Here is a 19,439-nt window from a genome sequence, read left to right as displayed (position 1 = left end):
GGTACTCGACCCGGGGCCCCTTCGGGGTTCCTACGGCTGACGGATCAGCCGCTGAACTCCTCCTGGCTCTTGTGCGCCTGCTCCAGCAGGGTCCGCACGCCCGCCAGCTCGGACTCCAGCTTGGCGGCCCTGGAGCTGTTGCCCGCCGCGCGGGCCTTGTCCAGGTCGGCCTGGAGCTTGTCGGCCTTCGCCTGGAACAGGCCCACCATGCCGGCCGCACGGGCCTTGGCCTCCGGGTTGGAGCGCTTCCACTCGGCCTCCTCGGCCTCGCGGATCGCCCGCTCCACCGCGTTCAGCCGGCCGTCCAGCTTCGGACGGACGTCGCGCGGCACGTGCCCGATCGCCTCCCAGCGCTCGTTGACGTCGCGCAGCGCGGCCTTGGCGGCCTTCAGGTCGGTGATCGGCAGGATCGCCTCGGCCTCGGCCGCCAGCGCCTCCTTGAGCTTCTGGTTGGCCACCTGCTCGGCGTCCCGCTCGCTGAACACCGCCGAACGGGCCTGGAAGAAGACGTCCTGAGCGCCGCGGAACCGCGCCCACAGCTCGTCCTCGACGTCGCGCTGCGCCCGGCCGGCGGCCTTCCAGCGCGCCATCAGGTCGCGGTAGGCGGCGGCGGTGGTGCCCCAGTCGGTGGACGAGGACAGCGCCTCGGCCTCGGCGACCAGCGCCTCCTTGGTCTGCCGGGCCTGCTCGCGCTCGGCGTCCAGGGTGGCGAAGTGCGCCTTGCGGTGCTTGGAGAAGACCGAGCGGGCGTGCGAGAAGCGGTGCCACAGCTCGTCGTCGCTCTTGCGGTCCAGCCGGGGCAGGCCCTTCCAGGTCTCCACCAGGGCGCGCAGCCGGTCCCCGGCCTCCCGCCACTGGGTCGACTCGGCGAGCTGCTCGGCCTCCGAGACCAGGGCCTCCTTGGCGGCGCGGGTCTCGTCCTGGGCCTTGGCGCGAGCGGCCTTGCGCTGCTCGCGCCGGCTCTCGATCTCACCGGCGAGCGTGTCCAGCCGCTTGGCCAGCGCGTCCAGGTCACCCACCGCGTGCCCCTCGGTCACCTGCGCGCGGAGGTGCTCCAGCGCGGTCTGGGCGTCCTTGGCCGCCAGGTCGGTGGTGCGCACCCGCTTCTCCAGCAGGCCGATCTCCACCTCGATGCCCTGGTACTTGCGCTCGAAGTAGGCGAGGGCCTCCTCGGGCGAGCCGGCCTGCCAGGAACCCACGGCCCGTTCGCCGTCGGCCGTCCTGACGTACACCGTGCCCTGCTCGTCCACACGGCCCCACGGGTCGCTGCTCATAGCGCGTCCTCCACATGACGTCGCGCCCGCGCCGGGGCGGCGCGCGTCCGTCGTCCACAGTTGATGTGCGGCGGACCGATGAGTCCGCCGTCCCCGTCCGCCGTGCCTTGCTGCCGCGGGTGACGGCTGGGCGGGTCCGGGCACCCTATACAACGCCAACATAGGCGACCAGGCCCGGTGCTGTCCGCATCCGGGCCGGGCGATTTCGGCCCGGGGCCGGGCGGCGCCGCGCCGGGCGCCGCCGGGAGTGGCCCCGGGGTCGGTCAACCCTTCGCCACGGTAACCGAGTTGAAGGTGACGTCGGCCATCGGGCGGCCGTCCGGGGACCCGTCCAGGGTGCCCGCGGCGGCGATCTTCTGGACCACGTCCAGACCGCCGGTGATCTTGCCGAACGGGGTGTAGTTCGGCGGCAGCTGGGTGTCCTTGTAGACCAGGAAGAACTGGCTGCCGTTGGTGCCGGGGCCGGAGTTGGCCATCGCCACGGTGCCCGCCGGGTAGGTCGCGCCGGTCAGGTTCTCGTCCGCGAACTTGTAGCCGGGGCCGCCCGTGCCGCCGGGGACCGTCGCGCTGGCGGTCGGGTCGCCGCACTGGAGCACGAAGATGCCGTCGGTGGTGAGGCGGTGGCACTTGGTGTGGTCGAAGTACTGCTCACCGGCCAGGAAGGCGAAGGAGTTCACCGTGTGCGGGGCCTTGGCCGCGTCCAGGGCGACCGTCACCTTGCCGCAGTTGGTGTCCAGCGCCATGGTGTACGACGCGCTCGCGTCGATCGACATCGCCGGCTCCGCCTTGAACTGCTTGCCGTTGGGCGCACCCGGCGCCGGGGCGGCGCAGCCCTCGACCGGCTTGCGGGTCGGCGTGGTCGGCTGGGTGGGCGCGGCCTGGGGGCTGGAGGCGGCCGAAACGCCCTTGTCCTTGTCCGAGTCGAACGCACCGGTCGCGAACAGCGTGCCGCCGCCGGCCAGCACCACGACGGCGAGCGAGGCGCCCAGGATCGTGTTGCGGCGCTTGCGCGCGGCCGCCGCCTCGGCGCGGCGCTGCATCTGGCGCTCGTACTTCTCGCGGGCGAGCTGCCGCCGCCGCTGTTCGCTGCTGACCACCGGCCGTGTCTCCTGATGATGTGCGGGAAGGGTGGATGGTTTCCGTAGCGGATCATCGCATCCATCGGCGGCCAAGTGTAGGGACCGGGCCCGTAAGGACGTGGTGAACCCGTCACTCGGGCGTCCGGCGGCCCGCCCCGCCGCCGGTATCTGGTTCGCAACCGGACCCGGCCCGCCGGTAGGCTGCCCTTACACATCACTACTGGTAGCCATCGCAGCTGGTCGCCGCACACCCGAAGGACGCGCGTGTTCATCGCCGGATTCCCCGCTGGAGCCTGGGGCACCAACTGCTACCTGGTCGCGCCGGCGGCGGGCGAGGAGTGCGTCATCGTCGACCCGGGCCACCAGGCCGCCCGCGGCGTCGAGGAGCTCGTCCGCGAGCACCGGCTCAAGCCCGTCGCCGTGCTGCTCACCCACGGCCACATCGACCACGTCGCCTCGGTGGTCCCGGTCTGCGGCGCCCGCGGCGTCCCGGCCTGGATCCACCCCGAGGACCGGTACATGATGTCCGACCCGGAGAAGGCCCTCGGCCGCTCCCTCGGCACCCAGCTGCTGGGCGAGCTCACCGTCGGCGAGCCCGACGACGTGCGCGAGCTCACCGACGGCAGCGTGCTGGAGCTGGCCGGCCTGACGCTCACCGTGGACCACGCCCCGGGCCATACCGGGGGGTCGGTGACCTTCCGGACGCCCGGTGCCGAGGACCTCCCCCCGGTGCTGTTCTCGGGCGACCTGCTGTTCGCCGGCTCCATCGGGCGTACCGACCTCCCGGGCGGGGACAGCGCGGCGATCATGCGCTCGCTGGCCCGGGTGTGCCTGCCCCTCGACGATTCCACCGTGGTCCTCTCCGGCCACGGCGGACAGACGACCATCGGCCACGAGCGCGCCACCAACCCCTACCTCCGACAGGCAGCAGGGGCGGCCGGCGCCCCGGCTTTCCCGCGACGAGGAATGTGACGGAAGAGAAGTTGAGCACCTTCACCGCCCCCAAGGGCACCTACGACCTGCTGCCCCCCAGCTCCGCGACCTTCCTGGCGATCCGCGAGCGCATCGCCGCGCCCGCCCGCCGGGCCGGTTACGGCTACGTCGAGACCCCGGTCTTCGAGGACGTGAAGCTGTTCTCGCGCGGTGTCGGCGAGTCCACCGACATCGTCACCAAGGAGATGTACACCCTCACCACCAAGGGCGGCGACGAGCTCGCGCTGCGCCCGGAGGGCACCGCCTCGGTGCTGCGCGCCGCGCTCCAGGCCAACCTGCACAAGCAGGGCAACCTGCCGGTCAAGCTCTGGTACTCCGGCTCGTACTACCGCTACGAGCGCGCCCAGAAGGGCCGCTACCGCCAGTTCTCCCAGGTCGGCGCCGAGGCGATCGGCGCCGAGGACCCGGCGCTGGACGCCGAGCTGATCATCCTGGCCGACGACGCCTTCCGCTCGCTCGGCCTGAGCGACTACTCGCTGCTGCTCAACAGCCTCGGCGACAAGCAGTGCCGCCCGGTCTACCGCGCCGCGCTGATCGAGTTCCTGGCCGGCCTGGACCTGGACGAGGACACCCGCCGCCGCGCCGAGATCAACCCGCTGCGCGTGCTGGACGACAAGCGCGAGTCGGTGCAGGCCCAGCTCGTCGACGCGCCGATGCTGCGCGACTTCCTCTGCGAGGACTGCAAGGCGTACGACGAGAAGGTCCGCGAGCTGCTCACCGCGGCCGGCGTGGCCTTCGTGGACGACCCCAAGCTCGTGCGCGGGCTGGACTACTACACCCGCACCACCTTCGAGTTCGTGCACAACGGCCTCGGCGCCCAGTCCGCGATCGGTGGCGGCGGCCGCTACGACGGCCTGTCCGAGATGATCGGCGGCCCGGCGCTGCCGTCCGTCGGCTGGGCCCTCGGCGTGGACCGCACCTACCTGGCGCTGGAGGCCGAGGGCGTCTCCCTCGAGCTGCCCGCCGCCACCGAGGTGTACGCCGTCGCGCTCGGCGAGGAGGCCAAGAACGTCCTGTTCGCCAAGGTGATCGAGCTGCGCCGGGCCGGCGTCGCCACCGACCTCGCCTTCGGCGTGAAGAGCATCAAGAACGCCATGAAGTCCGCCGACCGGTCCGGCGCCCGCTTCGCCCTGATCGCCGGGGACCGGGACCTCGCCGAGGGCGTCGTCCAGCTCAAGGACATGAGCACCGGCGAGCAGACCCCCGTCGCCCTCGACGCACTCGTCACCACCCTGAAGGAGAAGCAGCTGTGATCCGCACGCACGACGCGGGCACGCTCCGCCCGGAGCACGCAGGCACCACCGTCACCCTGGCCGGCTGGGTCGCCCGCCGCCGCGACCACGGCGGCGTGGCCTTCATCGACCTGCGCGACGCCTCCGGCACCGTGCAGATCGTGGTCCGCGACCTGGACTCGGTGCACGGCCTGCGCGCCGAGTACTGCGTCAAGGTCGTCGGTGACGTCAGGGTCCGCCCCGAGGGCAACGAGAACCCCGAGATCCCGACCGGCGCCGTCGAGGTCGTGGTCAGCGAGATCGAGGTGCTCTCCGAGGCCGCCCCGCTGCCCTTCCCGGTCGCCGAGTACGAGCCGGGCACGGTCAACGAGGAGGTCCGGCTGCGCTACCGCTACCTGGACCTGCGCCGCGAGGGCCCGGCCAAGGGCCTGCGGCTGCGCTCGAAGGTCAACAACATCATCCGCCGGGTGATGGAGGAGAACGACTTCCTCGACATCGAGACGCCGTACCTCACCCGCTCCACCCCCGAGGGCGCCCGCGACTTCCTCGTCCCGGTCCGCCTGCAGCCCGGCCACTGGTACGCGCTGCCGCAGTCGCCCCAGCTGTTCAAGCAGCTGCTGATGGTGGCCGGCATGGAGCGCTACTACCAGATCGCCCGCTGCTTCCGCGACGAGGACTTCCGCGCCGACCGCCAGCCGGAGTTCACCCAGCTCGACATCGAGGCCTCCTTCGTCGACCAGGAGGACATCCTGGCCCTCGGCGAGAAGATCATCGGTGCCATCTGGCGCGAGGTGCACGGCTACGAGATCCCGAACCCGCTGCCGCGGATGACCTACGCGGAGGCCATGGGCCGGTACGGCTCCGACAAGCCGGACGTCCGCTTCGGCCAGGAACTCACCGACCTCACCGAGTACTTCAAGGGCACCGAGTTCCGCGTCTTCCAGGCCCCGTACGTCGGCGCCGTGGTCATGCCGGGCGGTGCCTCCCAGCCGCGCAAGCAGCTGGACGCCTGGCAGGACTGGGCCAAGGCGCGCGGCGCCAAGGGCCTGGCCTACGTGCTGATCGACGCCGAGACCGGCGAGCTGCGCGGGCCCGTCGCCAAGAACCTGTCCGAGGAGCACCTGGCCGGCCTGGCCGCCGCCGCCGGCGCCAAGAACGGCGACGCGGTCTTCTTCGCGGCCGGCAAGGAGCGCGCCTCGCAGGAGCTGCTCGGCGCCGCCCGTCTGGAGATCGGCCGCCGCTGCGGGCTGATCGACGAGTCCACGTGGGCCTTCCTCTGGGTCGTCGACTTCCCGATGTTCGAGCCGATCGAGGACGACAAGGGCCAGTTCCAGGGCTGGCACGCGGTGCACCACCCGTTCACCGCCCCGACCAAGGAGTCGCTGGACACCTTCGACACCGACCCTGGCTCGGCCCTGTCCAACGCCTACGACCTGGTCCTCAACGGCTCGGAGCTGGGCGGCGGTTCGATCCGTATCCACCAGCGGGACGTCCAGAAGCGGGCGTTCGACGCGATCGGGCTGTCCGAGGAGGAGGCCGCCTCGCAGTTCGGCTTCCTGCTGGACGCCTTCAACTACGGCCCGCCGCCGCACGGTGGCGTCGCCTTCGGCCTCGACCGCATCGTGACCCTGCTGGGCGGTTACGACACCATCCGCGACGTCATCGCCTTCCCGAAGACGTCCACCGGTGGCGACCCGCTGACCGGCGCCCCGACGCCGATCACCCCGGCGCAGCGCCGCGAGGCCGGCGTCGACGCCCAGCCGAAGGTCCGCGAGGACGCCAAGGACGCCAAGTCCGAGGCGTAGCCAGCAGGCTGACGTCGCGTCATCCGCTAACCTTCAACGGCCCCGGACGGTCCACCCACCGTCCGGGGCCGGTCCACAACGGTGTGGGACACACGGAGGGTCGACTCATGCAGGTCACGAACGTCACCACGAGGATCGAACGTCCGGAGGACGCCCCCGCGACCAGACGCGTCCACATGGCCGCCTTCCCCGGGCCGGACGAGGCGGACCTGGTGGACGCGCTGCGCCGCGACCCCGCCTGGCTGCCCGGGCTGTCGGTGGTCGCGGTCGACGAGGCCGGGCTGGTGGTCGGGCACGCGCTGCTCACCCGGCTGTGGGTCGGGGACGGCGACGCCGTGGCGCTCGCGCCGGTCGCCGTGGCGCCCGAGTGGCAGCGCAGGGGCGTCGGGGAACTCGTCGTCCGGGCCGCGCTGTCGGCGGCCGAGGCGGCGGGGGAGAAGCTGGTGGTCGTCCTCGGCGACCCGGGCTACTACGGCCGGTTCGGCTTCGCCCCGGCCGGACGGCACGAGGTCAGCGGCCCGTTCGAGGTGCCGGAGGCGTACTTCCAGGCGCTGCCGCTCGCGGCGTACGACGGCGGCCCGCGCGGGCTCTGCCGCTATCCGGAGCCCTTCGTCGCGGTCTGATCACCCCCTCCCGGCCCCGGTCGACCTGCGGATCCGCCGTTGCGCGCCTACGGTGAAGGGTCATCGGCAGCAGTCGGACGGAGGACCCGAGGGTGACCAGCGGGCAGCGGGCCGGGAAACCGGAGCGACTGGCGAGGAAGCCGTACGAGCGGGAGCTGCTGCGGCTGCAGCAGGAGCTGGTGAAGCTCCAGGAGTGGGTGCGGGTCGAGGGGGCCCGCCTGGTGGTGGTCTTCGAGGGGCGCGACGCGGCCGGCAAGGGCGGCGCCATCAAACGGGTGACGGAGTTCCTGAACCCGCGCATCGCCAGGGTCGTGGCGCTTCCCACCCCGACCGAGCGGCAGCGGGCCCAGTGGTACTTCCAGCGCTACGTCGAACACCTGCCGGCGGCCGGGGAGATCGTGCTGTTCGACCGGAGCTGGTACAACCGCGCCGGGGTCGAGCGGGTGATGGGCTTCTGCACCGACGAGGAGTACTGGCAGTTCCTGCACCAGTGCCCGGCCTTCGAGCAGATGCTGATCGAGGCGGGCGTCCTGCTGCGCAAGTACTGGTTCTCGGTCAGCGACACCGAGCAGGAGCGGCGCTTCCGGGACCGGCTGGAGGACCCGATGAGGCGCTGGAAGCTCTCCCCGATGGACGTCGAGTCGATCAACCACTGGGAGGACTACTCGCAGGCCAAGGACGCGATGTTCGTCCACACCGACACCCCGCTGTCGCCCTGGCACGTGGTGGAGAGCGACGACAAGCGCCGGGCCCGGATCAACATGATCGCCCACCTGCTCTCCACCGTGCCGTACCGCGAGATCACCCCGCCGCGGATCGAGCTGCCGCCGCGCCCGGATTCGCGCGGCTACCAGCGGCCGCCGCGGGATCTCCAGAAGTACGTCCCGGACCACGCTGCCACACTGGAGTAGACGGGGCCCTCCGGGCGCTGCTTCCGAGAAGACGGCCCCGCGTGGCGCCCGGGCGTCCTCAGGAGGCGCGCTCATGTTCGTCCGTACCGTCTACGCGACCGGTCACCCGGACCGGATCGAGCAGACTCTCGACCGGCTCCGCACCGAGGCTCCCGCGCTGCTCGGCGACCGGCCCGGGTACCGCGGCTACGGCCTGTTCGCCGACCGGGCCCTCGGCAAGATCACGATGGGCTCCTGGTGGGAGTCCGCCCAGGACGAGCGCGACAGCGACGCGGCGCTGGGCGAACGCCGCCGCGAGCTGCTGGCGCCGCTGGGCGGCACCGTGGCCACCGACGTCTGGGAGGCCGCGGTGACGGCTCCGCCGGGTGCCGCCGGGCCGGGTGCCGGCTTCCGCCTGGTCCGCGGCGGGATCGGTCCGGACGGGGTGGACCGGCTGGCCGAGGTCTTCCGGGACCGCGCGCTGCCGAACCTGGAGAAGCTGGACGGCTTCGTCACCGGCGCGCTGCTGGTGGACCGGGCGAACGGCCGCACCTCGGTGGGCGCGATCTTCGCCGACCGGGCGAGCTTCACGGACTCGCGCGGCCCGATGGCCGACATCCGGGCGCAGGCGACCGCCGCGGCCGGTCTGACCGTGTGGTCGCTGGAGGAGTTCGACGTCGTGCTGCTGGACCGCCCGCCGCAGGACTGACGGCTTCGACCGAGGGGTGTCGGTGCCCTCGCATAGGCTTCCGGTGTGGACGAACCGGACCTCTTCACCGCCGCAGCCGAGGAACGCCAGAGCAAGGAGCCCGGCCGGGCGCCGCTGGCCGTGCGGATGCGCCCGCGCACCCTGGACGAGGTGGCCGGGCAGCGGCAGCTGCTGAAGCCCGGCTCCCCGCTGCGGCGGCTGGTCGCGGGCTCGCGCGGCCCGGCGGCCACCAGCTCGGTGATCCTCTGGGGGCCGCCCGGCACCGGCAAGACCACCCTCGCGCACGTGATCAGCCAGGCCGTGGAGGGCCGCTTCGTCGAGCTGTCCGCGATCACCGCCGGGGTGAAGGAGGTCCGGGCGGTGATCGACGGCGCGCGGCGGGCCGTCGGCATGTCCGGCCGGGAGACGGTGCTCTTCCTGGACGAGATCCACCGCTTCTCCAAGGCCCAGCAGGACTCGCTGCTGCCCGCCGTGGAGAACCGCTGGGTCACGCTGATCGCGGCGACCACCGAGAACCCGTACTTCTCGGTGATCTCGCCGCTGCTGTCGCGCTCGCTGCTGCTGACCCTGGAGTCGCTCACCGACGACGACATCCGGGCGCTGCTGCGCCGCGCGGTGGCCGACGAGCGCGGCCTGGCGGGCGCGGTGGAGCTGACCGCCGAGGCCGAGGACCACCTGGTGCGGCTGGCCGGCGGGGACGCCCGGCGGGCGCTGACCACGCTGGAGGCGGCGGCCGGGGCGGCGCTGGAGAAGGGCGAGGCCGCCGTCACGCTGGCCACCACCGAGACGGCCGTCAATCAGGCGGCGGTGCGCTACGACAAGGACGGCGACCAGCACTACGACGTCGCGAGCGCGCTGATCAAGTCGATCCGCGGCAGTGACGTGGACGCCACCCTGCACTACCTGGCCCGGATGATCGAGGCGGGGGAGGACCCGCGGTTCATCGCCCGGCGGCTGATGATCTCGGCCAGCGAGGACGTCGGCCTGGCGGACCCGACGGCGCTGCAGACGGCGGTGGCGGCGGCCCAGGCGGTGGCCCTGATCGGCTTCCCGGAGGCCCGGATCATCCTCTCCCAGGCGGCGATCGCGCTGGCGCTGGCGCCGAAGTCCAACTCGGCGTACCTGGCGATCGACGCCGCGCTGGCGGACGTCCGGCAGGGCCTGGCGGGCGCGGTGCCGCCGCACCTGCGGGACTCCCACTACGGCGGCGCGGGCAGGCTCGGCCACGGCAAGGGCTACCAGTACCCGCACGACCTGCCGGAGGGCATCGCGGCCCAGCAGTACGCGCCGGACGCGGTGCACGGCAAGGAGTACTACCGGCCGAACCGGCGCGGCGGGGAGGTCCGGTACGCGGACACCGTGGAGTGGACGCGGGGCCGGCTGCGCGGCGAGCGCCGGGCGGAGCGGAAGGCGGAGGAGCCCGGGGAAAACGGCGGGTGATCCGCCGGTATACTCGGTCGGAGTGCCATGTCCCGGGACGGCGGCGGGGGAGACCCCACCGACCGGCCGCACCAGCGGGGCACCGGCCGTAGGCCTCCCCCGGGAGGCCCGCAACAGGAGCGTCGCGCACCGTTTCGGTGTCGCGGACGGCCCGGTTCCCGGGCCCTTCGTGTGACCAGCACTTCCGTGCCCGGCTCCGGAGAGCGGCTGACCCCCCGTGCAGACGGGCGGGTTTTCTCCGGGTCGCGACATGCGACCTCCGTCAACACCTGGTGAAAGCCGTATTCATAAGCAAGGAAGGTTTGGTTCATGGCGAACCAGAAGCGTCCCAAGGTCAAGATCGCGCGTGCCCTGGGCGTGCCGCTGACCCCGAAGTCCGTCAAGTACTTCGAGGCCCGCCCGTACCCGCCCGGCCAGCACGGCCGTGGCCGCAAGCAGAACTCGGACTACAAGGTCCGTCTGCTCGAGAAGCAGCGTCTTCGCGCCCAGTACGACCTGAGCGAGAAGCAGCTGTCGCGTGCGTTCGACCGCGCGAAGAAGGCCGAGGGCAAGACCGGTGAGGCGCTCGTCGCCGAGCTGGAGACCCGTCTGGACTCGCTGGTGCTGCGTTCGGGCATCGCCCGCACCATCTACCAGGCCCGTCAGATGGTCGTCCACGGCCACATCGAGGTCAACGGCAGCAAGGTCAACAAGCCGTCGTTCCAGATGAAGCCGGGCTACGTGGTCACCGTCCGCGAGCGCAGCAAGGAGAAGGTCCCCTTCCAGGTCGCCCGTGAGGGTGGCTACGCGGGCGAGGGCCAGACCCCGAAGTACCTCGAGGTCAACCTGAAGGCCCTGGCCTTCCGCCTGGACCGTGCGCCGCAGCGCAAGGAGGTCCCGGTGATCTGTGACGAGCAGCTGGTCGTCGAGTACTACTCGCGCTGACCCGCGCTCGGTCCGCAGTCCGCGAGACCGCAGCGAGCCCCCGTCGCCTTCCGAGGCGGCGGGGGCTCGCCGTCTTCCCGGGCCGCCGCGCCGCGGGCCCGGTGCGGTGTCAGACGGCCTCGCCGGTCATCGCGGCGGCCAGCCGCAGGTGCGGGCGGGCCTCCTCGGCGCGGCCCTGGCGCTCCAGGGTGCGGCCGAGCATCAGCCGCGCGTAGTCCTCGGCCGGGTCGAGGTCGAGGATCCGGCGCAGCTCGGCCTCGGCGCGGCCGAGCTGGGCGGAGTGGTAGTAGCTGCGGGCCAGCAGCAGCCGGACGGAGAGGTTGGCCGGCTCCTCGGCCAGCACGCCCTCCAGCATGCGGGCGGCGTCGGCGTACGCCTTGGACTCGAAGTAGAAGTTTGCGAGGCGGTACTCGTCGTGGACGGCCATGGTGCTCCTTCCGGGTCGTTCCTTGCCTCCTCAAGCAATGGACAACTTTCAACTATTCCGCGCCGGCGCGGGTGCCGGTGCGGGCGGCACCGGGCACGGTCCGGGGCGCGGGTCGCGCCCGTCCGCCGGGCCGCCGTTGCCGAGCGCCCGGGAGACCGCGGCGTCCAGGTCCAGCCGGGTGCCCGCCCGGTAGTACTCCTCGTACTCCTGCTCGGTCAGCCCGGCGCGGGCCCGCTCGGCGCACTCCTGGTGGGTGCCGAAGAAGGAGCGCGAGCCCAGGAAGGGGTTGCCGACGGTGCGCCAGATCCGGTGCGCGGCGCCCTGCAGCACCCGGGCCTCGCGCAGGTCGGCCGCCTCGCCCGGGCCGTCCGGCTCGGTCTCCAGCAGCGCCAGCAGGTCGATCCCCAGGACGACGCCGAGCAGGTCGTGGAAGACGTGGTTCAGCCGCACGCACTCCCGGGCCAGGGACCGGGCGGCCTGGACCGCGCCGTCCAGGTAGTGGGAGTACGCCGTCGCGTAGAGCACGTAGGCGTACGCCCACTGCTCGCCGTGCTCCTCGCACACCTCGCGGGCCTGGCCGAACCAGAGCTCGCCGCCGTCGAGGTCGCCCTGGAACAGGCAGGCCAGGCCCAGTTCGATCATGGCCATCACGACGTTGCTGTTGAGCTCGCCGATCGTGCGGTAGTGCCAGAGCGCCTCGTCGAACAGCTCGGCGGCGCGCTCCGGGTCGTCGCCGATCAGGGCCGCGCAGCCCTGGCGGTGCACGGCGTAGGCGAGGGCCCGGGCGTCACCGGTGTCCAGGGCCTGGCGGCGGCACTCCTCCAGCGCCGGACGGGCGGCCCCGAGGTCGCCCTGCAGCGTGGCCATGTAACCGGTGACCCAGAGGGCCTTGGCGCGGGCCTCGGTGGGTTCGCGGTCCAGGGCGAGCGCGCGGTCCAGCCAGTGCCTGCCCTCGCCGAGGTGGCCGCAGCCGACCCAGTAGAACCACAGGGTGCCGGCCAGCAGCAGGGCGATCTGCTCCTCGCCGGGCTCGGCGAGGCAGAACTCCAGGGCGGCCCGCAGGTTGGTGTGGGCGAGCTGGGTGCGCTCGGCGGTCTCCGCCTGGCGCGGGCCGAACCACTCGACCTCGCCCCAGGTGGCGACGCCCAGGTACCAGTCCCGGTGCCGGCGCAGCAGCCGCTGCTCCTCGCCGGTCGCGCGCAGCCAGTGGCCGCCGTACTCGCGCAGGGTGTCGAGCAGGCGGAAGCGGACGCCGTAGGCGCTGTCCTCGCGCAGCAGCACGGACTTGGCGACGAGTTCGTCGAGCAGGTCCAGCACGTCCTCGGGTTCGATGCCGTCGCCGGCGCAGACGTACTCGGCGGCCTCCAGGTCGAAACCGCCGGCGAACACCGACAGGCGGGCCCAGAGTAAACGTTCCTGCACCGTGCACAGCTCATGGCTCCAGCCGATCGTGGTGCGCAGCGTCTGGTGCCTGGGCAGCGCCGTGCGGCAGCCGCCGGTGAGCAGCCGGAAGCGGTCGTCCAGCCGGGCCGTGATCTGCTCCACCGACAGCGCCCGCAGCCGCCCGGCGGCCAGCTCCACGGCCAGCGGGATGCCGTCCAGCCGGCGGCAGAGCAGGCCCACCGCCTCCGCGTTGGCCTCCGTCACCTCGAAGGACGGCAGCACCGCCCGGGCCCGGTCGGCGAACAGCCGCACCGCGTCCGGCAGCACGCCCGCCGACCCGTTCGGCAGCGGCCCGACCGGCAGCGGGGCCAGGGTCAGCAGGTGCTCGCCCGAGGCCCGCAGCGCGGAGCGGCTGGTGGCCAGCACCCGCAGCCCGGGCAGCATCCGCAGCAGTGCGTCGGCCAGCTCGGCGCACGGCCCGACCAGGTGCTCGCAGCCGTCCAGCACCAGCAGCAGGCGGCGCCCGGCCAGCCGCTCGCCGAGCACGTCCAGCGGCGGGCGGGCGGTGCCGTCGGTCAGCTGCAGCGCCTCCAGGACGGCGTGGCCGAGCAGCAGCGGGTCCTGCACCGGGGCCACGTCCACCAGCCAGGTGCCGTCCGGGAAGGCCCCGGCCGCCCGGGCCGCGGCGCGCAGCGCCAGCCGGCTCTTGCCCACCCCGCCCGGGCCCGTCACCGTCACCAGCCGGACACCGGCCAGCAGGGCCGCCAGCTCGGCCAGTTCCCGCTGCCGCCCGACGAAACCGGTCACCTCGGCGGGGAGCCGGCCGGGCGCCGGCTCGCGCGGCCACGCCTCGGGCTGTGCTGTCCAGTCGCCGGCCACGCGCCGCTCCCCGTCGTTCCGGGCCCGGACCGCCGCGGTCCGGACGTGCGTCGGGCCGTACGGGCGACGGCCCGCCTGGCAGAACGAGGTGACCGGCCGGTAGGTTACGCGCGCGCCTCGCACACCCGGACGAGGTCGCGGGCGACAACCCGGTCCGGAAACGGGCTGCGGGCGCGATAGGGTCAGACCCTGAGGAGAACAGCAAGGCGAGGGAGCGCGCAGAAGTGTCCGTGGGAGAGCTGGCCGGGTTGCTCGTCGCCGTGTTCTGGGCGGTCCTGGTCACCCTGCTCGCCGTGGTCCTGGTCCGCCTCTCGCGCGTGCTGAAGGAGGCCGCCGTCCTGGTCTCCGCGGTCACCGAACAGGCCGTGCCGCTGCTGACGGAGGCCGGCGCCGCGGTGCGCAGCGCCAACGAGCAGCTGGAGCGGGTGGACGAGATCACCGCCAACGTGCAGGACGCCGCCGCCAACGCCAACGCGCTCTCCTCCACCGTGGCCGCCACGCTGGGCGGCCCGCTGGTGAAGGTCGCGGCTTTCAGCTACGGCGTCCGCAAGGCCGTCGCCAAGCAGCAGGGCGGCCTGCCGAACGTGCCGGTGCAGACCGCCGAGCGCGACGAGCTCGCCCGGCTGATCCGGGCCGAGGTGCGCGCCGCGACCGCGCCCAGGCACGGCCTGCTCTCCAGGGTCCGGCGCGCGGTGAAGGGCTGACGTCATGGCACGCATCTTCTGGATGGCGGTCGGCGCCGGCGCCACCGTCTGGGCCATGCGGAAGGCCAACGAGGCCGTCCACCGGCTCACCCCCGACAGCCTCTCCGGCACCGCCGCGCGCGGAGCGCTGCACCTGGGCGACCTCGCCAAGCAGTTCGCCCAGGACGTGCGGGCCGGCATGGCCGAGCGCGAGGAGCAGCTGAAGGACGACCTCGGACTGCACGGCACCGCCGTCGTCGAGCCCCGGACCGCCCGCCGGGTCCTGCGCGGCGAGCCGCAGTACCGAGCTATCTCGGCGGCGCCCGGCAGCCCGGCCGCCGCCCTGCCTCCGTCCCGCGCGCTCGCCCCCGGTGGCGGCCGCACCGCACCCCAGACCATTGAAGAAACGCCCCGCCGCGCGCTGCCGCCGCGGGGCGGCACCCCGAACCGGAAGGACCACTAATGGAGTCGGCTGAGATCCGCCGCCGCTGGCTGCGCTTCTTCGAGGAGCGCGGCCACACCGTCGTTCCGTCGGCGTCCCTGGTCGCCGACGACCCCACCCTGCTGCTCGTCAACGCCGGCATGGTGCCGTTCAAGCCCTACTTCCTGGGCGAGGTCAAGCCGCAGTTCTCGCGCGCCACCAGCGTCCAGAAGTGCGTGCGCACCCTGGACATCGAGGAGGTCGGGAAGACCACCCGGCACGGCTCCTTCTTCCAGATGTGCGGCAACTTCTCCTTCGGCGACTACTTCAAGGAAGGCGCCATCAAGTTCGCGTGGGAGCTGCTCACCACTCCCGTCGCGGACGGCGGCTACGGCCTGGAGAAGGAGAAGCTCTGGATCACCGTCTACAAGGACGACGACGAGGCCGAGCAGATCTGGCGTGACGTCATCGGCGTCCCCGCCGAGCGGATCCAGCGCCTCGGCATGAAGGACAACTTCTGGTCGATGGGCGTCCCCGGCCCGTGCGGCCCGTGCTCGGAGATCAACTACGACCGCGGCCCCGCGTACGGCGAGGAGGGCGGCCCGGCGGTCAACGGCGAGCGCTACCTGGAGATCTGGAACCTGGTCTTCATGCAGTACGAGCGCGGCCACGGCGACGGCAAGGACGGTTTCGAGATCCTCGGCGACCTGCCGAGCAAGAACATCGACACCGGCCTGGGCCTGGAGCGCCTCGCCGCCATCCTGCAGGGCGTCGACAACCTCTTCGAGATCGACACCAGCCGGATGATCCTCGACCGCGCCGCCGAGCTCACCGGACACGCCTACGGCGCCGACCACAAGTCGGACGTCTCGCTGCGCGTGGTCACCGACCACATCCGCACCGCGCTGATGCTGGTCGGCGACGGCGTCACCCCGGGCAACGAGGGCCGCGGCTACGTGCTGCGCCGCATCCTGCGCCGCGCCATCCGCAACATGCGCCTGCTGGGCGCGACCGAGCCGGTGGCCAAGGAGCTCATCGACATCGCCATCAAGGCGATGGCCCCGCAGTACCCGGAGCTGGAGACCGACCGCAAGCGCATCGAGACGGTCGTCGTGGGCGAGGAGGCCGCCTTCCTCCAGACCCTGAAGGCCGGCACCAACCTGCTGGACGCCGCCGTCACCGAGACCCGGCAGGCCGGCGGCGCGGTGCTCTCCGGCGAGCAGGCGTTCAAGCTGCACGACACCTACGGCTTCCCGATCGACCTCACCCTGGAGATGGCCGAGGAGCAGGGCCTCCAGGTGGACGAGGCCGGCTTCCGCCGGCTGATGCAGGAGCAGCGGGACCGCGCCAAGGCGGACGCCAAGGCGAAGAAGATGGGCCACGCCGACGTCGCCGCGTACCGCGAGGTCGCCGACACGTCCGGCGCCAGCGTCTTCACCGGCTACACCCTCACCGAGGGCGAGGCCACCGTGGTCGGGCTGCTGGTGGACGGCGTGCCGTCGCCGGCCGCCTCCGAGGGCGACGAGGTCGAGATCATCCTCGACCGCACCCCGTTCTACGCCGAGGGCGGCGGCCAGCTCGCCGACCACGGCCGGATCCGGCTGGAGTCCGGCGCGGTGGTGGAGATCCGCGACGTGCAGCAGCCCGTCCCGGGCGTCATCGTGCACTCCGGCGGCGTGCTGTTCGGCGAGGTCGTGCTGGGCGCCTCGGCGTACGCCACGATCGACGTGGACCGCCGCCGGGCGATCGCCCGTGCCCACTCGGCCACCCACCTGACCCACCAGGCGCTGCGCGACGCGCTGGGCCCGACGGCCGCCCAGGCCGGCTCCGAGAACGCCCCGGGCCGCTTCCGCTTCGACTTCGGCTCGCCCGCCGCCGTTCCGGGCAGCGTGCTGGTGGACGTCGAGCAGAAGATCAACGACGTGCTGGGCCGCGAGCTGGACGTCACCGCCGAGGTCATGACGATGGACCAGGCCCGCAAGGCCGGCGCCATCGCGATGTTCGGCGAGAAGTACGGCGACGAGGTGCGGGTCGTCACCATCGGCGACTTCTCCAAGGAGCTGTGCGGTGGCACCCACGTCGGCAACACCGCCCAGCTGGGCCTGGTGAAGCTGCTCGGCGAGTCCTCGATCGGCTCGGGCGTGCGCCGCGTCGAGGCGCTGGTCGGCGTCGACGCGTACAAGTTCCTGGCCCGCGAGCACACCGTGGTCTCCCAGCTCACCGAACTGGTCAAGGGCCGCCCGGAGGAGCTGCCGGAGAAGATCTCGGGCATGCTCGCCAAGCTCAAGGACGCCGAGAAGGAGATCGAGCGCTTCCGCGCGGAGAAGGTGCTGGCCGCCGCGGCGGGCCTGGCCGACTCGGCCGAGGACGTGCACGGCATCGCGGTGGTCGCGGCTCAGGTCGCCGACGGCGTCGGTGCCGACGAGCTGCGCAAGCTGGTCCTGGACGTGCGCGGCCGCCTGGGCTCGCGCCCGGCCGTGGTCGCCGCGTTCACCGTGGCGAACGACCGCCCGCTGACCGTGATCGCCACCAACGAGGACGCCCGCGGCCGCGGCATCAAGGCCGGCGAGCTGGTCCGCACCGCCGCCAAGACCCTCGGCGGCGGCGGTGGCGGCAAGGACGACGTCGCCCAGGGCGGCGGCTCGAACCCGGCCGCGGTCGGCGAGGCCATCGCCGCGGTGCGCGGCCTGGTCGCGGAGCGCGCCAGCTGATGGAGCAGGAGGAGAGGCCCTTCCGGCGTGGGCGGCGGATCGCCGTCGACGTCGGGGACGCCCGGATCGGGGTCGCGTCCTGCGACCCCGACGGGGTGCTCGCCACGCCGGTGGAGACCGTCCCGGCCGGGGTGAAGTCGCAGGCCCGGATCGCGGCGATCGTCGAGGAGTACGACGCCATCGAGGTGGTCGTCGGGCTGCCGCGCTCGCTCAGCGGCAAGGAGGGCCCGGCGGCGGAGAAGGTCCGCGCGTACGCCCTCCGGCTGGCCAACCGGCTCTACCCGGTGCCCGTCCGGCTGGTGGACGAGCGGATGTCGACCGTCACCGCGACCCACGGGCTGCGGGCCTCGGGGGTCAAGGCGAAGAAGGGCCGCTCGGTGGTCGACCAGGCCGCCGCGGTGGTGATCCTCCAGACCGCCCTTGAGTCCGAACGGGTGAGCGGACGCCCGCCCGGTGAGAGCGTCGAGGCGGTCGGCTGACCGGCCTGATCTAACGTCCCGAAGAGGGGTCCGTGCGGACACATCCGCGCGGCCCCCTTTTTCGTTCGATTCCGTGTCCGTTTTCTGTCGGTAAGAGTTGATGAAGATCGACTTGCCCGACTTGGAGTAGTTCGGGGCAGTTCGGATGGATCCGGACCGGCCCGGGCCGATCCGGACCGGAGCGATTCGGGACGCCGAGGGAGCGTGAGCCATGACCGACCAGGACTTCCACCCGGGGCTCACCCCCGGCCACCTGGGCGCACCGGTGCTGGAGCCGGAGGGGCGCCCGCCGGTCGCGCCCCGACCGCGCCCCGATGCGCCGGATCCGCACCGGCGGCGCAACGGACTCGCCTGCGGGCTCACCGCGCTCGCGCTGATCGCGGTGTTCGGCGGGATCGGACTGACCGGCTACACCTGGTTCCAGGGGCAGCGCAAACCCGCCGCCGCCGCCGACTACAAGGGGCAGGGCAGCGGCAGCGTCCAGGTCTCCGTGCCGGAGGGCGCCGGCCTGTCCCAGATCGCCTCCGCGCTGGTCCGCAACGGGGTGGTGGCCAGTTCGCTCGCCTTCACCCGGGCGGCCAAGGGCAGCGCGGCGGCCGCCGGACGGATCCAGCCCGGGACGTACACGCTCAGGCTGAAGATGTCGGCCGCCGCCGCCCTGGCCATCCTGATCGACCCGGCCAACGCCAACGGCCTCACCATTCCCGAGGGTTGGCGCGGCTACCAGATCTACTCGGCGATCGACAAGAAGCTCAACCTCCCCGACGGCACCACCCGGCGGACCGCCCAGGAGCAGGCCGCCGAACTGGGCCTGCCGGACTTCGCCAACGGCAGCCCGGAGGGCTACCTGTTCCCGGCGACGTACAGCGTCACCGACGCGACCACCCCGCTGGAGCTGCTGAAGCAGATGGTCGAGCGGGCCGGCAAGGAGTACAGCCGGGACGACGCCACGGTGGTGGCGCAGACGCTCGGGCAGAGCCTGTACGGGCTGGTCACCGTCGCGAGCATGGTGCAGGGCGAGGCCGACAACACCGAGGACATGGGCAAGGTGGCCCGGGTCATCTACAACCGGCTGGCCAAGGGCATGCCGCTCCAGCTGGACTCCACGATCAACTACGCGCTCGGCCGCTCGACGCTCAACACCACGGTCACCGACACCAAGCTGAACTCCCCGTACAACACCTACCTGCACCCGGGGCTGCCGCCGTCGCCGATCTCCAACCCGGGCCGGCAGGCGATCATGGCGGCGCTGGACCCGACGCCGGGGGACTGGCTGTACTTCGTGACCGTGAAGCCCGGGGACACCCGCTTCACCGACAGCTACGAGGTGCACCAGCGCAACGTGGCGGAGTTCAACGCCGCCCGGGCCGCGAAGCCGAGCACCTCGCCCAGCGGCTCGGCGGCCGCCACGCCGCCGGCGACGCCGTGACCGGGTCCCCGGCCCCGGATGGGGTCGATCACTGACGGTATGTCCGTCCGGGCGGGTG

16 protein-coding genes and 1 pseudogene are annotated in these 19,439 nt (G+C 72.8%); 13 read left to right on the top strand and 4 right to left on the bottom strand.

What is annotated here, in order from left to right:
* Positions 1 to 380 precede the first annotated feature (380 nt).
* Both ABT247_RS02790 and ABT247_RS02785 read right to left on the bottom strand, forming a co-directional pair.
* Positions 381 to 1,274, bottom strand: a pseudogene (locus tag ABT247_RS02790) (DUF349 domain-containing protein); the annotation flags it as partial.
* Positions 1,275 to 1,537: 263 nt separating this feature from the next.
* A complete protein-coding gene (locus ABT247_RS02785; RefSeq protein WP_350736873.1) occupies positions 1,538 to 2,371 on the bottom strand; it encodes a peptidylprolyl isomerase in 834 nt (277 codons plus the stop codon).
* Positions 2,372 to 2,617: 246 nt separating this feature from the next.
* On the opposite strand from ABT247_RS02785, the gene ABT247_RS02780 reads away from it, so the two are divergent.
* From ABT247_RS02780 to rpsD, 8 genes are all read left to right on the top strand, one after another.
* Positions 2,618 to 3,325, top strand: coding sequence for an MBL fold metallo-hydrolase (locus ABT247_RS02780; RefSeq protein WP_350736870.1), 708 nt, complete (start codon positions 2,618 to 2,620; stop codon positions 3,323 to 3,325).
* A gap of 11 nt (positions 3,326 to 3,336) precedes the next feature.
* Complete coding sequence (hisS, locus tag ABT247_RS02775) at positions 3,337 to 4,599, top strand: histidine--tRNA ligase (RefSeq protein ID WP_350736867.1); 1,263 nt, start codon at positions 3,337 to 3,339, stop codon at positions 4,597 to 4,599.
* Positions 4,596 to 6,383, top strand: a complete 1,788-nt coding sequence (aspS, locus tag ABT247_RS02770; RefSeq protein WP_350736864.1) for an aspartate--tRNA ligase — start codon at positions 4,596 to 4,598, stop codon at positions 6,381 to 6,383. Before hisS ends, aspS begins: the two co-directional genes overlap by 4 nt.
* Before the next feature lie 107 nt (positions 6,384 to 6,490).
* On the top strand, positions 6,491 to 7,006 hold the full coding sequence (locus ABT247_RS02765) for a GNAT family N-acetyltransferase (RefSeq protein ID WP_350736861.1): 516 nt from the start codon (positions 6,491 to 6,493) through the stop codon (positions 7,004 to 7,006).
* Positions 7,007 to 7,098: 92 nt separating this feature from the next.
* Positions 7,099 to 7,917: a polyphosphate kinase 2 gene (ppk2, locus tag ABT247_RS02760; protein ID WP_350736859.1), complete on the top strand. Its 819-nt coding sequence runs from the start codon at positions 7,099 to 7,101 to the stop codon at positions 7,915 to 7,917.
* Between the two features lie 73 nt (positions 7,918 to 7,990).
* Positions 7,991 to 8,605, top strand: a complete 615-nt coding sequence (locus tag ABT247_RS02755) for an antibiotic biosynthesis monooxygenase (RefSeq protein WP_350736856.1) — start codon at positions 7,991 to 7,993, stop codon at positions 8,603 to 8,605.
* Between the two features lie 45 nt (positions 8,606 to 8,650).
* Entirely contained in the window at positions 8,651 to 10,045 is a 1,395-nt protein-coding gene (locus tag ABT247_RS02750; RefSeq protein WP_350736853.1) for a replication-associated recombination protein A, read from the top strand.
* Between the two features lie 309 nt (positions 10,046 to 10,354).
* Positions 10,355 to 10,969, top strand: coding sequence for a 30S ribosomal protein S4 (gene rpsD, locus ABT247_RS02745; protein ID WP_350736850.1), 615 nt, complete (start codon positions 10,355 to 10,357; stop codon positions 10,967 to 10,969).
* A gap of 109 nt (positions 10,970 to 11,078) precedes the next feature.
* On the opposite strand, the gene ABT247_RS02740 is transcribed toward rpsD, so the two are convergent.
* Complete coding sequence (locus tag ABT247_RS02740; RefSeq protein WP_350736846.1) at positions 11,079 to 11,396, bottom strand: tetratricopeptide repeat protein; 318 nt, start codon at positions 11,394 to 11,396, stop codon at positions 11,079 to 11,081.
* A gap of 48 nt (positions 11,397 to 11,444) precedes the next feature.
* A complete protein-coding gene (locus ABT247_RS02735) occupies positions 11,445 to 13,658 on the bottom strand; it encodes an ATP-binding protein (protein ID WP_350736843.1) in 2,214 nt (737 codons plus the stop codon).
* A gap of 224 nt (positions 13,659 to 13,882) precedes the next feature.
* On the opposite strand from ABT247_RS02735, the gene ABT247_RS02730 reads away from it, so the two are divergent.
* The 5 genes from ABT247_RS02730 (at position 13,883) to mltG (ending at position 19,381) form a co-directional block, all read left to right on the top strand.
* A complete protein-coding gene (locus ABT247_RS02730; protein ID WP_350736840.1) occupies positions 13,883 to 14,362 on the top strand; it encodes a DUF948 domain-containing protein in 480 nt (159 codons plus the stop codon).
* Between the two features lie 4 nt (positions 14,363 to 14,366).
* Positions 14,367 to 14,804, top strand: a complete 438-nt coding sequence (locus ABT247_RS02725; RefSeq protein ID WP_350736837.1) for a DUF6167 family protein — start codon at positions 14,367 to 14,369, stop codon at positions 14,802 to 14,804.
* Positions 14,804 to 17,473, top strand: coding sequence for an alanine--tRNA ligase (alaS, locus tag ABT247_RS02720; protein ID WP_350736834.1), 2,670 nt, complete (start codon positions 14,804 to 14,806; stop codon positions 17,471 to 17,473). Before ABT247_RS02725 ends, alaS begins: the two co-directional genes overlap by 1 nt.
* Positions 17,473 to 17,952 carry a Holliday junction resolvase RuvX gene (ruvX, locus tag ABT247_RS02715; protein WP_350736831.1) on the top strand — a complete coding sequence of 160 codons (480 nt, stop codon included), beginning with the start codon at positions 17,473 to 17,475 and terminating at the stop codon, positions 17,950 to 17,952. The genes alaS and ruvX overlap by 1 nt, the downstream gene beginning before the upstream one ends.
* Positions 17,953 to 18,163: 211 nt before the next feature.
* Positions 18,164 to 19,381 carry an endolytic transglycosylase MltG gene (mltG, locus tag ABT247_RS02710; RefSeq protein ID WP_350736828.1) on the top strand — a complete coding sequence of 406 codons (1,218 nt, stop codon included), beginning with the start codon at positions 18,164 to 18,166 and terminating at the stop codon, positions 19,379 to 19,381.
* The last annotated feature ends 58 nt before the right edge of the window (positions 19,382 to 19,439 follow it).

It is taken from the genome of Kitasatospora sp. NPDC001539 (genome assembly GCF_040298565.1).
Taxonomy (GTDB): domain Bacteria; phylum Actinomycetota; class Actinomycetes; order Streptomycetales; family Streptomycetaceae; genus Kitasatospora.
The sequence above is the reverse complement of the archived record's forward strand: the minus strand, read 5'-3'. Positions and strand labels throughout refer to the sequence as shown.

Bases quoted from the DNA above. Each gene is read 5' to 3' on its own strand.
- ABT247_RS02725 (WP_350736837.1), top strand. From the start codon at position 14,367: ATGGCACGCATCTTCTGGATGGCGGTCGGCGCCGGCGCCACCGTCTGG.
- mltG (WP_350736828.1), top strand. From the start codon at position 18,164: ATGACCGACCAGGACTTCCACCCGGGGCTCACCCCCGGCCACCTGGGC.
- ABT247_RS02755 (WP_350736856.1), top strand. From the start codon at position 7,991: ATGTTCGTCCGTACCGTCTACGCGACCGGTCACCCGGACCGGATCGAG.
- ABT247_RS02765 (WP_350736861.1), top strand. From the start codon at position 6,491: ATGCAGGTCACGAACGTCACCACGAGGATCGAACGTCCGGAGGACGCC.
- rpsD (WP_350736850.1), top strand. From the start codon at position 10,355: ATGGCGAACCAGAAGCGTCCCAAGGTCAAGATCGCGCGTGCCCTGGGC.
- ruvX (WP_350736831.1), top strand. From the start codon at position 17,473: ATGGAGCAGGAGGAGAGGCCCTTCCGGCGTGGGCGGCGGATCGCCGTC.
- ABT247_RS02740 (WP_350736846.1), bottom strand. From the start codon at position 11,396: ATGGCCGTCCACGACGAGTACCGCCTCGCAAACTTCTACTTCGAGTCC.
- alaS (WP_350736834.1), top strand. From the start codon at position 14,804: ATGGAGTCGGCTGAGATCCGCCGCCGCTGGCTGCGCTTCTTCGAGGAG.